This window comes from Flammeovirga yaeyamensis, from assembly GCF_018736045.1.
Classification (GTDB): Bacteria; Bacteroidota; Bacteroidia; order Cytophagales; family Flammeovirgaceae; genus Flammeovirga; species Flammeovirga yaeyamensis.
Genome location: NZ_CP076132.1, coordinates 4,244,457 through 4,258,878, shown reverse-complemented (window position 1 = coordinate 4,258,878; position 14,422 = coordinate 4,244,457). Strand labels below are relative to the sequence as shown.

Sequence of the window (14,422 nt, the reverse complement as noted above, 5' to 3'; positions counted from 1 at the left end):
ATGACAAACAAAAGATATATACTATTACTCTTATTCTTGATTTTTCATCAGATACTCTGGGCACAAGAGGAGCAAAGCTTGATGCTTGAGCGACAAGATTTCAAAAGTATTTCAGCAAAAAATACAGTGACGATCACTTCTTATCAAAAAGGAGAAAAGCACTTTGTATATGTTGGTGGATTCGGAAATATAGATGTTTTTGGTTTAGCAAAAAGTGGACAACTAACTCCTATCAGTAACCATGAATTGTACAAACAAAAAGGACCTGCTAGAGGAATGGTGGCCGATCGTATTGATGGAACGGACTTCTTGTTTGTGGCAAACAAATACGGGAATGTTATCGAGTCGCATAAGATTTTAGATAACGGTGCTTTGGAAAGAGTGGCCATTGTAGAAGATACGGAAGAAACACATATTGGGGTGGCCATCACTTTGCAGGTGGTACATATGAAAAAAGCATCTTATCTATTTATTGGTGGTCTGGAGGAAACTCCTGGTTTAAGTTGTTTTAAAATTGAAAGTGATGGAAAACTCACCCATATTCAATCTTTAAAAGACAATGATGAAATTCATACCGATGGCATAATTGGAATGTATACTCATAAAATTGATGGGAAGACGTATTTATATACGGGCGGTTTTCAAGACAATGGCGTAAGTAGTTTTAGAGTTTATGAAAACGGACATTTTAAGAATATCAGCAATATAGATGATAATGATACGGACCGCTATTTAACGGGTACTTATCCAGTTACTGGGGTGCAATTGGGAGAGAACAACTATGTGATTGTTGGGCATCGTCATCATAAATATTATAAGCGAAAAGGTTTTATAAAAAAGACCGATTTTGTGTATCATGGAGACGGGGTATCTGTGTTCAAGGTGGATAAAAAAGGAGCTTTAATTCCCCATTTCACTTTAAAAGATACGGAAGAAACCAAGTTAAAAGGGCAAACAAGAATAGAAGTGGTTTCATCAAATAGTGAGGAAGCAATTATAGCTGTTGGAACTCGAGACGATGAAAGCATTCAGCTTTGTCGATTAAATAAAGTGGGCGAGCTTTCTCCCATCAACTATCTAGGAACAGGTTATTCTATTTATTATGGATTAAGAGCCCATAAAATTGAAGGAGAACATATATTGATTGCAGGATCTTTTAGATTTGATTTAGGAAAAGTGGTAACGTATAAAGTGCTGCCTCAAACGGAAAGAAACAACAAACAAATACAACATATTGTAAGCATAAAATACAAGTCTGATGCCACTGAAGAACAGATTGATTTGGCTGTGAAAACATTCGAAAACTTAAAAAATAAAATTCCTGAAATATCTCGTCTGGAATGGGGAGTAAATGATAGCACTGAAGGGTTAAGTAAAGGTTTTACACATTGTTTTACGCTCACTTTTAAAGATGCTTCAGCTAGGGAAATATATCTTTTCCATAAAGCACATTTAGATTTAGTAGATAAGATAGGTCCAATAATAGAAGACGTTTTTGTGATGGATTATTGGGTGAAAAATAATAATTATGAGTTTGAAAAATAAAAAAGCAATCATTACCGGTGGAGGTAGAGGTCTAGGAAAAGCTACGGCTCTAGAATTCGCTAAAAAAGGAATTGATGTTGCAATTACTGGTAGAAATGAGGACGTTTTAAAAGCGACTGTTTCGGAGTTATCAGCCTTTGGAGTAAAAGCTATTTACGAAGTTTTTGATGTATCAAATTATAATGATGTTCAAAGAAGTATCAAGAAGATCGTAGAACAGTTAGGTACTGTCGATATTCTAGTAAATAATGCCGGTATAGCAGCAGTGGGTTCATTTAATGAAATGGAGGTAGCCGAATGGGAAAAAGTCATTCAAACCAATGTTTTGGGAATGTACTATGTCACCAAAGAAGTATTACCCTATTTAATTGAAAAAAACGAAGGGGATATTTTTAATGTAGCGTCTACAGCAGGTCTAAATGGCAATCCAAATATTTCAGCTTATTCGGCTTCCAAATTTGCTGTTATAGGGATGTCGGAGTCATTAATGAAAGAAGTAAGAAAGAATAATATTAGGGTGATAACACTAACTCCAAGTACTATAGAAACGGATATGACGGTCGGGTTGGGGATCACCAAAGAAAACTCAGAAGAACACGTATTACAACCAGAAGATTTTGCACAATTGATTTCATCAGCTTTAGAACTACCCAGAAGAGCAATGCTAAAAAGTGCAGCATTGTGGTCAACAAACCCAATTTAGGGTTTTAAAAAAGGCAGTTTCTTCCTATTTATTAGGATAGAAACTGCCTCATTGTTAAACTATAGTTTAATTCTACAGCGTCTAACTATATTTTATTTGAAGATAAGTAATCGTTCCTTCAATATCTTTTGCGTGGATAGGTTCGCCTAAAGCTTCGAATTTCCAGTTGCCTTCAATTTTATACAACCTTCCCATAATCATGGATACATAACCTGAGTATTCATTATTAGAAGACATATTAAAAGTGGCTAAAACATCGTCTTTAGTGTAGATTCTCACCTCAGAAAAAGGGATGTCAGAAAAATCTTGCTTTTTGTAGGAGTTCAAATAAAGGAATATCTGATCGATATCATCTTGCACCTCATTCAAGTGGATTTGAATAATTTCATTATCTAACCCATCATCTTCTCCTTGGTCACCTGCTAAATCATCACCTGTATGCGTAACGGCTCCATCGGGAGATTCTAAGGCGTTGTAATAGACAGTATAAATCTCATTCATTTCTTTGTCAAAAGCACTCATCGAGGCATCTAAATCAACATTAATGTTTCTGTCAATTAACCCAAATAAAGCTTTAGAATGAATAGCACCCCAGTTTACACCTACTCTGATGTAATCTAAACTACCACCATCATTTTTTAGCAATGAGATTTTACTTCCTTTTTGAAGAGAAATACCGGTTCCTTTACTTAAATTCATGTAATTGCTATTGTTTGTTTATCCTGTATACTGATCAACATAACCTTGTAGACCAATATTCGATCCAATACCTGAAGCTTCAAACGTCCATTCGTTATTTATTCTTTTCAGGCGTCCAAATTCCATATCGGTAGACTTATCGAAGTTCTTTTTGTCTAAATCGAAGCGACAAATTTCTGTTTGTGTATCAATATCTACAATTCTGATATAGGCATTTTTCAACATCCCGAAATGATGTCTTAATACTTCGGCATTATGGATAGTAGCTACAAAAATTAGTTCATTAACAAAATCAGAAATTTTGGATAAATGTGCTAAAATCATTTCATCATCACCATCTCCTTTACCTGTTCTGTTGTCACCAGTATGCTCTATACTATTGTCAGGTGATTTTAAGTTATTGAAAAAGACGAAAAATTCATCTGCTGGAATTTTATTATTATCTCCAATCATAAATACAGATGCATCGAGATCCAGAGAGTTACCAGGAATTAAATCCCATCCTAATCCTAGCATTATTTTGTCTAAAGAATTAGCGCTTTTTGTTAGATTAATTTTTCCGCCTTTCGTTAGATTGATTCCCATGAGTGTCAATTAATTTTTGATATTCGATTTTTAAACGTTTGTGAGTAAGAACTTATTGTAATATAATACTTTACGACCCTTTAAAAAAGCGATCTATTTTGGATTTGTTTTCTTTATTAAAAAATTCTTTCTTTTTTTCTTCAGTTGATTTCTCTTCCGAAAAGAAACGATCAAATGTCTCTTTTAGATTGGAAGAGATCACATTATTGTTATCAGATTGTTTGTCTTTTTTAAAGAAACTCTTCACATCTTCTTTCTGTTGTTCTTTGTCATCTACATAAGAAAGCAAATGATCAATTTTTTGAGTTAACATTTCATCTTCATGATTTGTCTGTTCGATTGCTTCGTGATGAATATCAATCAGAAAATGTTCCACATCGAAAGAATCGGTAGTTAAAGTTGGAGAAAGAAGTAGGATTTTTGTTCTTATTTTTTCAATCTGATAAGCCATCTGAGAAGCTTGAAGTTCAGAGTGAAGCATTTCTTGTTTTAGTTCCTGCATCATCTCTGTATACGCTTTCAGTTCCTTTTGCAAAGAAGAAATATATTTTTGATGTTGAAGCGTTTTCAATTCATCGTCTTTGAAATTATCGTGTTCAAAGTGTAGCTTTTTTAGATGAATTTCTAACTGCTTGATCTTCTCGTTTAAATTATTCCATTGAGATTTGAACCTAAAAAAATGATCATGTAGCACTTCTTTTTCAAGCTCTAATTGTTCCACAGCTTCTTTGAGCAATGGAATAGCTAAAGTATGATTTTGAAAGTGCAACAGTTTTTTCAGGGATTCAAACATAGTTTAAACAGTAAGTTTTTTTCTTAGAGCATATAAAGCTTCTTTGTGTTTATCAGCTTCTCGATAACCAATATCAACAATGTCATATAGTTTGTCGGGCTGAGTATCAAAAGTACTAAATTTAGTCAATTCTTGAGGGAAAATTGCAATATCACATTGATTTAATTTCTGAAGTTCAGCTTTATCACCTTTTAAAGACATGGCTCTATAGGCTATTTGTTGTGCATTTTGTAAATCTTCTTTTCCATAAGTACGGATAGGAGAAACATAAACACCTATCACATATTCGCATTGATCCCTGATCACATCTAATGGAAAATGGTTTAAAATACCTCCATCGCTGTAAGTTATACCATCGATTTCTACGGGGGTGAAAATAAATGGATAAGCACTCGATGCTAATACTGCTTGAGAAATACTACCGGAATGAAACACTTTTTCTTTGGCGTTTTCCATATCTGTAGCCACGACAAATAAATCCATTTTAGTTTTAGAGAAATCATCATGAATCAATTTCTCTTTAAGCTTTGGAGCAAAATTTATCGTATCTACAATCCCTTTAAATTTTATAATATGTTTCCAGAAAGAGGAGTTATTCCATTGAAATAAATCAGTATCATGAAAGAAATCTTGAATTTTTCCTAAAGAGGTACCCGAAGCATACATACCTCCAACCATAGAACCTCCGCTTGTTGCAGCAACAACATCGGGTTGAATACCTAATTCTTTTAAATAGTACAGCACACCAATATGAGCAAGACATTTTGCTCCACCTCCAGATAAGACTAATCCTAGTTTATATTTTTTGTCCACAGTTGCTTTGGATTTAAATAGATTATTCCATTTTACTTTCTCAAACATATCAACAAGTTGTGAATAAATGAATGGTTTCTCACTTATAATTTAATAAAATTATCAACAATTAAGTTGTTGTGAGTGGGTTTTTGAGAATTTTTAGTGTTTAATCAAGAATAATAAATGGAGTTATTCACAATTAAATAAACAAATAATAATTAATATTGATAAGTGAGGTAATGTATTAATGCTGTACATTCAGTACTTCAAAGATTTCTTTAATTTCAATTTCATTTAGCTTTTGAATGTATTTTCCATTCGCGTTAAACTGATCAATTTTTTTGAGTTTGCTAGGACCTGGATCGCTACCAACCATGACCATATTGGTTTGACCAGAGATATTGGTATTGATTTTTGCCCCCAATCTTTTGAGAATGCCTGCCAATTCATAACGTTCCCATTGGTTAAATAGACCAGTAATGACTACTTTCTGTCTAAAAAATGGACTTTCTGGATCTGCATTTTCGTAATCAGGTTTAAGAATATCACCGGTGAGTTGAGTCCTAAAGGGAGACCCACCTTTTTTCTTTTTATTGGGGTTTTTAAGTATTTCGGGAAATACTCTTTCACGATGAAGTTCTACATATACCTTAGCACAAGCTTCAGCATCTGCAAGGGCATCATGGTGTTTTAAAGGCCATCCAAATGTATAACACAAATCGTCTAGAGCAGCATTTGTCGCTTTGTATGTACAATCGTATTCAAAAAATGGAACATCTAGATCGTACAATTCCAAAGCTTGTTGCATGGCTCCAATATCAAATTGTGCATTGTGAGCTACGACTAACTGACCTTCGATAAATGGGAGAATATCGTCCCATACTTGGTGAAAACTTGGTGAATTCTCAGTCATATCAGCAGTAATACCATGTATAGTGGTATTAAAACTATTGTATCTGTTATCAGGAGGGCGTACCAAAGACTCATAACGATCGACAATCTGACCGTTCTTAACTTTAACAATACCTACCTGACAAATACTCCAACGTGCATTATGTGCCGTTTCAAAGTCTATTGCTGTGAATTCCATATTTAGTTTTTACTGAACTTACAAAGATGTGTATTGTCTATGGAAAAATAAAATGATATGGATTCTCTAATTCTTATTGATCGTTAAGAAGAAAAAAAAAGACCCTTATTTCTAAGGGCCTTTCTTTCTTTATCATAAATTCTCAGTTCTTATAAATAGAACTAAGAAAAAATTATGTTATTGTTTTACAAATCTAGTAGATACTTTTTGAGAGCCTGAACGAATCATCAAGAAGTAATTACCTGGTTGAACATCTAAGTGTCTATTCAAGTCGTAGATAAATGAATTATTTTCAGAAATTGAGTTTTCTGCAAATACTACTTTACCTAATTTATCCAATACTGTGATCTCAAATTCCATACCTTCTGATATTCCAGATAACTGAAGGTTTAATTTGTCAACAGAAGGGTTAGGGAAAACCATAACCTCTAAATTTCTTTGTAATCCTTTAGGATACACAGTTAATGGTCCAAAGATTTCTGATTTTCCATCAAAATCTACTTGTACTAAACGATAGTAACTTACTGCATTTCCGAATTCATTATCGGTGAAAGCATAACTTTTGATAGTAGTAGAGTTTCCAGCAGCATCAATTTTACCAATTTCTTCCCAATTTGAGTTGTCTGAAGATTTTTCAATAATAAAATGTGATGCATTAAATTCTGATGCTGTAGACCAATTTAAATCAACACTATTATCATTTACTTTAGAAGTAAAAGAGATTAGTTCTACTGGTAAGTCTGCACCATTTTTAATAGCGTCTACGATTGTTGCAATATTATCAGGTAAATTAGAAACAGCTTCAACGCCATCTGTCCCTGAATCATCTACAGCGTCATCGACTAAATTACCTGTAATTTGTGGACTAACATTTCCACTTTCAACATAAATTGGAACATTTTGGCTACCATTACCTGTTTTGGTATTTGTTGTAATAGAACCAACTCCATTAACATTACCTAGAACAACCAAGTAAACTGGTTTAGAATTTCCATTTCCGGAACTGTATGTATAGTTGATACTTCCATGATCTAAGATTAAATCGCCTGTAATTATTAGAACTGAAAATTCACTAATATTTATTGAAGCATTTGAAACAGTTAAGTTTCCTTGAATTACAGAATATGAATCTGGAACTTCATCTTTAGCATTTCCAGTATTACTTATAGTAACAACAGGGTCACCTCCAATAGCACCTTCATTGGTTATTTCACTATTATTTACACTGTATTCAATATCACAAGTTTCACCATGAGTTTGAGATGAATTAATAGTCTCTTGGTAAGAGTCACATTGTGCTTTTGCTTTTGAAAAAGTGAAAAAAGTTGCAGCAAGCAATAAAAAGGTATAAAGAATGTTTTTTTTCATAATTTTATTAGTAGAGCAGTAAAACCGAGGATGTAATGTTTTTTTAGTTGTTACGGTAAAACTAGAAATTATGTTTGTTAATATTATAAAATAGTGGATTATTGAAATAATATTATAAGAATAATGCAATTTATGAATGAACTTTTTATTAAACAATGTTGTTAAACGAAAAAAAATCTAAAATGTAATAAAAAGTTATTTATTTATCATTTAAAGTAAATAAATAAAAAAAGGCTCTAGTAACTAGAGCCTTTTGAGTCAAATAAAAATTTGATTTATTGAATGATAAACCGTGAAGTTTTTGTTTGATTACCTGATTTTATATGTATAAAGTATTTTCCTGTATTTAGATTTGCTTTACTATTCAAATCGTAAAGCATTGCATTTTCATCTGATATAAATGCATCTTTAAAGACAACCCTTCCTAATTTATCTAATACTGTAATCTCTAATTCAGTTGATAAACTTAATCCATTGATTTGTAAATTTACTTTTTCAGAGGAAGGGTTTGGAAAGATAGATACATCCATAAAAGTAATATTTTGAACTACTTGCAAAGGTCCGAATATCTCAGATTGACCATCAAAATCTACTTGTACCAATCTATAGTAAACTACAGATTGAACAGTGTTATCATCAGTAAACTGATATTCTTTTAATGTATTAGAATTACCATGAGCTTCAACTGTACCTATTTTTTGCCAATCGTTTTTATCAAATGATTTTTCAACATCAAAATGTGATGCATTAATTTCTGTTGCTGTTGACCAATTTAATTCAACGCTATTATTGATAATTTTTGATGTAAAAGAGATTAGTTCTACGGGTAAGTCAGCTTCCCAGTTTGTGACTTCATAATCTAGAATTGAGCGAACATCTGCTTCGCTAATATTTAATGGAGTATCAATTGAACCAGTGCCTGTTACTGTTACATTAGGGTCAAAAGAACCACCTATATAAGCTGGTAAAGCAATTGATCCAGTACCGGTATTTACATTACCACTTCCTATAACACTTCCCATCACAACAAAATAGCCTTGATTTTTAAATGTAATATCACCAGTTACATAGACATCTCCTTCTACAATAAAGAGTACACCCTGTTCAATATCAATTTCTGTATTAGCATCAACATATAAGTCACCAGCAACAACTACATAATCTGAATTACTTTCAGTTACAGCGTCATATACATAATCTAACCTAATATCTAATAGTGGGTTAGTTCCACCGGAATTGTCAAGAGTAACATCTCCCAGACTTTTATGAATACCATAATCATTTGACTTAATAGTGTAATCAGAACTGATATTAGCAGGTAGAGTAATTAACCCTGCGTACAAAGAAAAATTACATACAAGAAGGCTTGTAACAAGTAGTAGAAATTTTTTCATTTAAGCAATAGGATTTATAGAGTGAATAATGTAAGATTTATTTTAGGTTCACACTTTCAAGGATTAGGTTATTAACAATTTTTGTAGATCCTTACAATTTTCTTATTCGTTTCTGAGAAAAATACAATGTTAGAGTGAACTAACTTTAGAACAACAATGTTAGGTGCAAAAGTTCTTAAGAGTAAGTTAATATACTTAAAGTCAGATAAATAAAAAACAAATCACCTTAATTACATGTGATATTAAGGTGATTTGTAAATATTTAGATTGTTTTTTATTATAATTAATGAATTACAAAGCGGTTAGTAATGGATTCACTAGCTGATGAAATGATTAAGAAATAGTTACCATTATGCAGGTTACCTTTTTCTTTAAGATTGATTAATAAAGATTGATCTGTGGGTTGGATAATTTCTTTATAGACTACTTTTCCTAATTTATCTAATATAACTATTTCTAATGATGATGATAATTTTATGTTGTTTAGTTGTAAATTCAATTTATTTCCTCCAGGATTAGGAAACACATGGGCATTCATAGTAGAAGTTGATGAAGAACTATTAATAAGGAGAGGACCAAATATTTCGGTTTGACCATCGAAATCTACTTGAACTAATCTATAATAAGTAGCTGTTTGTTTTGGGTTGTAATCAATAAATTGATACTCTTTTATAGTAGTAGAATTTCCACTTGCTTCAACTTCACCAATATTTTCCCAATTGGTTTTATCATGTGATTTTTCAATTGAAAAATGAGATGCATTTATTTCTGTAGCTGTCGACCATTTTAAAATTGTTGTATTATGAATCGAGTTTGCACTGAAGGAAATAAGTTCAACGGGTAAATCAGTTTCCCAACCACTAACTTCATAATCTAAAATTGAACGTACATCTGGCTCTGTAATATTTAAAGGTGTATCGCTAGTGCCATCTCCAATAACATTAATCCCAGGACCAATAGACCCTCCTATATAAGCAGGAGTTGCTATTCCACCAGAACCAGTATCAACGGTGCCGGAACCAGTAACACTTCCCATGACTACAAAATAACCTTGATTTTTGAAAGAAACATCTCCGTTAACTTGTACATCACCTTCTACAATAACTAAAACTCCTTGTTCGATATTGAGTTCCGAATCTTCGTGTATTATTAAGTCTCCTGCAATTACTACATAATTGGAGTTACTTGGATCTCCAGAGTCGTATGTGTAATCTAGTTTAATATTGAAAATTGGATTGTTTAATGCAGTGTTGTCTATTGTAACCGCACCTGTACTTTTATGAATACCAACATCACTTTGACCAATTGTTGTGTTAGTATTTATGGTAGAACTAATAGGAACAATTCCCGCATATATATATTTGTTTGAACAAATAAAAAGAGTAACGAGTAGTAAGAATGTTTTCATGAAGGAAGCGGTTAAGATGTGGGTGATTAATTATTTATATGTAGAATACACAGTTTTGTAGAATTCGAATCGAGTATTTTGGGTGCAAAATAATTGAATCCTTTTAAGATAAATAAGCTGATAATGAGTGATTTAAAACGAATGAATTCCTGTAAATATAGAGTTTTTTGTACGAGTAATAGGTCTGAGTTAGATTTTAAGACTAAAACTGATGTTATCTAATGTCGATAAGTGTAATTATTTTATCATTTTATTGATATTACAAATTGATTTTTTTATAAAAACGCCTATTTGATGTAACTATTTGTATAAAAAATAAAATAATATGAGTATTTGTACTGTAATTTAATATTTTGATTATCAGTTTTTTAAAGTAAGTTTTTGTGAGGTTATTCGGTAAATTAGTTGTAATGAAAACTTTGAAATAGTAAAAAAATAATCGGAACAATTGTTTTTTCCTGTTTTCTGATCAAATAGATTTTGATACTTGACAAAAAAAAACTCTGTACCGAAATACAGAGTCTCTTTAGTAAAAATGTATTTTATCCTAAGCTTCATCATAAGCCCATTCAACACCATTTTTAGTATCCTTAGCTACAACACCCATATCTTTCAACTGAGCACGAATAGCATCTACTTTATCATAATCTCTTACTTCTTTTGCAGAAGCATAATCTTTAAGGATATATTCTAAAGCAGGAATAAAGTGATTAGGAACTTCTTCTTTTAAGCCTAAAACATCTTCAATAAATGTGATATAAGCATTGATCATATCGTTGAATGCTTTTTCACCAAGTTGTGCTGCAGGAATATTACCAGCATGAACAGCATTGATTTTCTTTAAAAGATTGAAAATACCCGCCATAGCTACTGCTGTATTGAAGTCATCATTCATACCTCTGTAAATAGAGTTGATAATGCTTTCAATATTTTTGGCTTGTTTTTCATTTACTTCAATGCTATCGTCTGCAACGAACTTCATACTTTTTGCCAAACGTAGACCGTTCATCACTTTTCTGTATCCTTTACGAGCAGCTTTTAAAGCATCATTAGAGAAATCTAATGTTGATCTATACTGTGCCTGAAGAACAAAGAATCGAATAGTCATAGGTGAGTATGCCTCTTCTAATAACTCATGCTTACCCTCAAACAGTTCTTCGAGTGTAATGAAGTTACCAAGGGATTTACCCATTTTCTGACCATTAATAGTGATCAGGTTATTGTGCATCCAGTATTTAGCTGGAGTAACATGATTACATGCATGTGACTGAGCAATTTCTGCTTCGTGGTGAGGGAATTTTAAATCCATACCACCTCCATGAATATCAAAATGTTCACCCAAATATTTGGCTGACATTGCAGAACATTCAAGGTGCCATCCAGGGAAACCTACCGACCAAGGAGAATTCCATCGCATGATATGCTCAGGTTCTGCTTTTTTCCAAAGTGCAAAGTCCACTTGGTTTTTCTTGTCACTCATCCCGTCAAGGTCGCGAGTTCCCTCAAGCATTTCTTCAATGTTACGACCAGATAGAATACCATATTCTTTGTCATTGTTGTATTTTACAACATCAAAATAAACTGACCCGTTACTTTCATATCCGTAGCCAGCTTCAATGATTTTTTCAATCATTTCAATTTGCTCTACAATATGTCCGGTAGCTCTTGGTTCTATGCTTGGAGGCAATACATTCAGGGCATTCATATCATTATGATAGCGATCAGTATAAAACTGTACCACTTCCATAGGTTCGATCTGCTCTAATTTGGCTTTTTTGGCAATTTTATCTTCACCTTCATCAGCATCACCTACAAGGTGACCAACATCGGTGATATTACGTACATAACGCACCTTGAAATCTTGGTGCTTTAGATATCTAAAAATGACATCAAAAGTAATAGCAGGACGTGCATGACCTAAGTGAGCATCACCATAAACGGTTGGTCCACAGACATACATTCCTACGAAAGGAGGATTAAGAGGTTCAAAAAGTTCTTTCTTTCTCGAAAGTGTATTGTAGACTTTTAGTTGTTTTCTTAAATCTGGTTGCATGTTCGCAATATTTATAAAATTGATTTTACCAAGATGACGCAAATATGCAAAGAAAGATGCACATTAAGACATACTTCCTCCATCATCTAGAGTAAAAATTAATAACAAAATAAAATTTTTAGGGAATAGGTAATTTATCCTGCACAGAAAGTGAGGATTATGGTAATCAACAACATCGAGTGGAGTTGATATTGATTATAGCGGTATGTAAAATGCTTTTCATAAATTACCTTTGATTAGATAACCAAAATTAGAAATAATAAATAGGAATTGAAAATGAATAAAGCACTATTTCAGTGGAGTGGTGGAAAAGACTCTTCTTTTGCTCTTTATAAGGCATTAAAAGAATGGAAAATTACGGGTCTCTTTACTTCTTTGTCTAAAGAATACAAAAGAATAAGTATGCATGGAGTGCGTGAGGAATTATTAGATCTTCAGGCAGAATCAATTGGTTTGCCATTGCATAAAATGTATTTAGAAGAAGATGCAACACACGACACTTATGATAGAGAGTTGGGCAAACACCTTCAACCTTTTGTAAATGAGGGAATCAAAGATTTAGTTCTTGGCGATATCTTTTTGGAAGATTTACGAAAGTATAGAGAAGACCAAATGGATAAAGTAGGGCTGAAGTGTCATTTTCCTTTGTGGGGAGGAGATACACATCAATTGTACAAAGATTTTGTTGCTGCAGGATTTAAAGCCATTACTGTTGCAGTAAATGAAAAATTAGGGGATGACTTTAATGGTCGTATCTTGGATATGGATTTTTATAATGATTTACCTGAAGGAATTGATCCATGTGGAGAAAATGGAGAATTCCACACTTTTGTATTCGACGGTCCTATTTTTAATAATCCAGTACCTTTTACAGTAGGAAATAAATTAGTGAGAGAATACGAATTTAAAGATGCCGATGGCAATATGATTCATTCTAAATTTCATTTCTGTGATTTAGAATTAAAGTAATTTAATGAAAATCAAAGCTTTACCAAACTCAGATTAAAAGGTATTCTTTGCTTTATCGGGCATTAATACAGAGAGATTACGCATGATAAATTCGTTTAATCGCCTGGGTGGTCTCCCTGTTAATGCTTCGAAAGTATTCGTAGGAGTAGGGGCACCCAAAATAAAGTAATAAATAGATAGAATAGTAAATACTAAACGATCTATTACAGGTAACTTTTTGATAAACTTAGGTAAACCAACTTTGTACTGAAAATCCTGATTGGTCGAGGCACTCAATTTTGCAGTAACTTCCATAAAATCACGATTTTCTAAACCTGTAATTTCTACTGTTTTATTTAATAAGAAGTCGATATCATGCATCGCATTTAATAGGACCTTAGCAACATCAGAAGCATCAATCCAATTCACCTTTACATTAAAGTTGGGGATATTGACCTTTTTTTGGGTCTCAATATCTACTTGATAGTACCTTAATATATTTTGCATGAAAACAGTACTTCTAATGATAGAATAATTTAAGGTACTGTTAATTAGAAGTTTTTCGACTTGTTGCAAAGGCATAAACCAAATAGAATTGGCTTTATGTACAGATAACAGAACTACCTTTTTTACACCAGATAATTTACAAGCTTGTAAAAAGTTCTCGTAGTTTTCTTTTTTGAATGTCGAAAAATTTTCTGGAACTGTTAGGAAAACAAAATCAATATTTTTTAGGGCATCCTTAAACGTAAATGTCTGATGAAAATCTAATGTTCTGTACATCACATTTTCTCTAGACATATAGTTACGTTGGCCAACATATACATTGAACAACTCCTCATTACGAAGAGCTCTATGAATCATATTTCGGCCAATGATACTTGAAGGTGCAGTTATCAGTATATTTTTTTTGTCTCGAACCATTATTACAGTTGTGTCAGTCAATTGTTAATGCAAAAGTAAGAGATACTTTCATTAAAAAATCAATGTATTAACGCATATATACAAAACCTTTTCAGTCTTTTAAGTAAATAAATATCA

General features: G+C 32.5%; 13 protein-coding genes. 3 read left to right on the top strand and 10 right to left on the bottom strand.

Features of this window, described 5'->3' with window-relative positions; genetic code table 11:
• The gene (locus KMW28_RS16805) at positions 1 to 1,545 is read left to right on the top strand and encodes a Dabb family protein (RefSeq protein ID WP_240972529.1); all 1,545 of its coding nucleotides are present in this window, start codon (positions 1 to 3) and stop codon (positions 1,543 to 1,545) included.
• A complete protein-coding gene (locus tag KMW28_RS16800) occupies positions 1,529 to 2,248 on the top strand; it encodes a 3-ketoacyl-ACP reductase (protein ID WP_205958130.1) in 720 nt (239 codons plus the stop codon). The genes KMW28_RS16805 and KMW28_RS16800 overlap by 17 nt, the downstream gene beginning before the upstream one ends.
• An 81-nt stretch (positions 2,249 to 2,329) precedes the next feature.
• On the opposite strand, the gene KMW28_RS16795 is transcribed toward KMW28_RS16800, so the two are convergent.
• From KMW28_RS16795 to cysS, 9 genes are all read right to left on the bottom strand, one after another.
• Positions 2,330 to 2,947: a TerD family protein gene (locus KMW28_RS16795; RefSeq protein WP_169662808.1), complete on the bottom strand. Its 618-nt coding sequence runs from the start codon at positions 2,945 to 2,947 to the stop codon at positions 2,330 to 2,332.
• Positions 2,948 to 2,965: 18 nt separating this feature from the next.
• Positions 2,966 to 3,532 (bottom strand): TerD family protein, encoded by a 567-nt coding sequence (locus KMW28_RS16790; protein ID WP_066212598.1) that lies wholly within the window; start codon positions 3,530 to 3,532, stop codon positions 2,966 to 2,968.
• 70 nt (positions 3,533 to 3,602) lie between these two features.
• Positions 3,603 to 4,325: a hypothetical protein gene (locus tag KMW28_RS16785; protein ID WP_169662807.1), complete on the bottom strand. Its 723-nt coding sequence runs from the start codon at positions 4,323 to 4,325 to the stop codon at positions 3,603 to 3,605.
• Between the two features lie 3 nt (positions 4,326 to 4,328).
• Positions 4,329 to 5,186 carry a patatin-like phospholipase family protein gene (locus tag KMW28_RS16780; RefSeq protein ID WP_084005981.1) on the bottom strand — a complete coding sequence of 286 codons (858 nt, stop codon included), beginning with the start codon at positions 5,184 to 5,186 and terminating at the stop codon, positions 4,329 to 4,331.
• A gap of 178 nt (positions 5,187 to 5,364) precedes the next feature.
• Positions 5,365 to 6,210: an exonuclease domain-containing protein gene (locus tag KMW28_RS16775; RefSeq protein WP_169662806.1), complete on the bottom strand. Its 846-nt coding sequence runs from the start codon at positions 6,208 to 6,210 to the stop codon at positions 5,365 to 5,367.
• 177 nt (positions 6,211 to 6,387) lie between these two features.
• On the bottom strand, positions 6,388 to 7,578 hold the full coding sequence (locus KMW28_RS16770) for a T9SS type A sorting domain-containing protein (RefSeq protein WP_169662805.1): 1,191 nt from the start codon (positions 7,576 to 7,578) through the stop codon (positions 6,388 to 6,390).
• A 275-nt stretch (positions 7,579 to 7,853) separates the two neighbouring features.
• A complete protein-coding gene (locus KMW28_RS16765; RefSeq protein ID WP_169662804.1) occupies positions 7,854 to 8,972 on the bottom strand; it encodes a T9SS type A sorting domain-containing protein in 1,119 nt (372 codons plus the stop codon).
• A gap of 283 nt (positions 8,973 to 9,255) precedes the next feature.
• Positions 9,256 to 10,380, bottom strand: a complete 1,125-nt coding sequence (locus KMW28_RS16760; protein WP_169662803.1) for a T9SS type A sorting domain-containing protein — start codon at positions 10,378 to 10,380, stop codon at positions 9,256 to 9,258.
• A gap of 547 nt (positions 10,381 to 10,927) precedes the next feature.
• Positions 10,928 to 12,433 (bottom strand): cysteine--tRNA ligase, encoded by a 1,506-nt coding sequence (gene cysS, locus KMW28_RS16755; RefSeq protein WP_169662802.1) that lies wholly within the window; start codon positions 12,431 to 12,433, stop codon positions 10,928 to 10,930.
• Positions 12,434 to 12,709: 276 nt separating this feature from the next.
• On the opposite strand from cysS, the gene KMW28_RS16750 reads away from it, so the two are divergent.
• Positions 12,710 to 13,402 carry a Dph6-related ATP pyrophosphatase gene (locus tag KMW28_RS16750; protein WP_169662801.1) on the top strand — a complete coding sequence of 231 codons (693 nt, stop codon included), beginning with the start codon at positions 12,710 to 12,712 and terminating at the stop codon, positions 13,400 to 13,402.
• Between the two features lie 33 nt (positions 13,403 to 13,435).
• On the opposite strand, the gene KMW28_RS16745 is transcribed toward KMW28_RS16750, so the two are convergent.
• Positions 13,436 to 14,245, bottom strand: a complete 810-nt coding sequence (locus KMW28_RS16745) for an SDR family oxidoreductase (RefSeq protein WP_215585757.1) — start codon at positions 14,243 to 14,245, stop codon at positions 13,436 to 13,438.
• Positions 14,246 to 14,422 lie beyond the last annotated feature (177 nt).

What these genes read in the sequence shown, in the direction of transcription:
- KMW28_RS16805 (WP_240972529.1), top strand. Translation starts at nt 1, where the DNA reads ATGACAAACAAAAGATATATACTATTACTCTTATTCTTGATTTTTCAT.
- KMW28_RS16800 (WP_205958130.1), top strand. Translation starts at nt 1,529, where the DNA reads ATGAGTTTGAAAAATAAAAAAGCAATCATTACCGGTGGAGGTAGAGGT.
- KMW28_RS16795 (WP_169662808.1), bottom strand. Translation starts at nt 2,947, where the DNA reads ATGAATTTAAGTAAAGGAACCGGTATTTCTCTTCAAAAAGGAAGTAAA.
- KMW28_RS16790 (WP_066212598.1), bottom strand. Translation starts at nt 3,532, where the DNA reads ATGGGAATCAATCTAACGAAAGGCGGAAAAATTAATCTAACAAAAAGC.
- KMW28_RS16785 (WP_169662807.1), bottom strand. Translation starts at nt 4,325, where the DNA reads ATGTTTGAATCCCTGAAAAAACTGTTGCACTTTCAAAATCATACTTTA.
- KMW28_RS16780 (WP_084005981.1), bottom strand. Translation starts at nt 5,186, where the DNA reads ATGTTTGAGAAAGTAAAATGGAATAATCTATTTAAATCCAAAGCAACT.
- KMW28_RS16775 (WP_169662806.1), bottom strand. Translation starts at nt 6,210, where the DNA reads ATGGAATTCACAGCAATAGACTTTGAAACGGCACATAATGCACGTTGG.
- KMW28_RS16770 (WP_169662805.1), bottom strand. Translation starts at nt 7,578, where the DNA reads ATGAAAAAAAACATTCTTTATACCTTTTTATTGCTTGCTGCAACTTTT.
- KMW28_RS16765 (WP_169662804.1), bottom strand. Translation starts at nt 8,972, where the DNA reads ATGAAAAAATTTCTACTACTTGTTACAAGCCTTCTTGTATGTAATTTT.
- KMW28_RS16760 (WP_169662803.1), bottom strand. Translation starts at nt 10,380, where the DNA reads ATGAAAACATTCTTACTACTCGTTACTCTTTTTATTTGTTCAAACAAA.
- cysS (WP_169662802.1), bottom strand. Translation starts at nt 12,433, where the DNA reads ATGCAACCAGATTTAAGAAAACAACTAAAAGTCTACAATACACTTTCG.
- KMW28_RS16750 (WP_169662801.1), top strand. Translation starts at nt 12,710, where the DNA reads ATGAATAAAGCACTATTTCAGTGGAGTGGTGGAAAAGACTCTTCTTTT.
- KMW28_RS16745 (WP_215585757.1), bottom strand. Translation starts at nt 14,245, where the DNA reads ATGATTCATAGAGCTCTTCGTAATGAGGAGTTGTTCAATGTATATGTT.